The sequence below is a fragment of the Peribacillus sp. B65 genome (assembly GCF_058513295.1).
In genome coordinates this window covers 5519768-5520301 of record NZ_CP195840.1, presented here as the reverse complement: position 1 = coordinate 5520301, position 534 = coordinate 5519768, and the positions used below count along the sequence as shown (strand labels likewise).

Here is a 534-nt window from a genome sequence, read left to right as displayed (position 1 = left end):
ATACTTAGTAAGCAACGAACTAAGACCATTACCTTCTTGAGCAGCATATCAGAGGAGTCAGCAAGGAAGGCGTACGCACCAGGGAAATGGACTTTAAAAGAAGTGATTGGGCATTTGGCCGACGTGGAACGTGTGATGTCGTATCGAATGCTTGCCATTGCACGAAATGAAAGTGCACCACTCCCAGCAATGGATCAGGATCAATACGTTTCTGCGGCAAACTTCAACAAATTATCCTGGGAGCAGCTACTAGCTGGTTTAGACATGGTACGCTCCAACACGTTAAGTCTTATTTCAACCATTGATGATGCAGCGTGGGATCGTTATGGAACTGTAATGAACAGCCCAGTTTCGATAGGTACCTTTGCATATGGCATTGTCGGGCACGAGTTACACCATATGAAAGTGATTAGTGATAAATACTTATAAGTCTTTTTCTATTAATGAAAAAACCTAATTTCTCATTTAATGCTGAGAAATTAGGTTTTTTAATATTGAAACTTCCTTAACGTTGTAAATCCGCATTTTCCTGAC

General features: G+C 40.8%; 1 protein-coding gene. It reads left to right on the top strand.

What is annotated here, in order from left to right:
* On the top strand, positions 1–429 hold a 429-nt coding region (locus tag ACSR9O_RS27285), incomplete at its 5' end, for a DinB family protein (RefSeq protein WP_491725428.1).
* Positions 430–534: the final 105 nt, after the last annotated feature.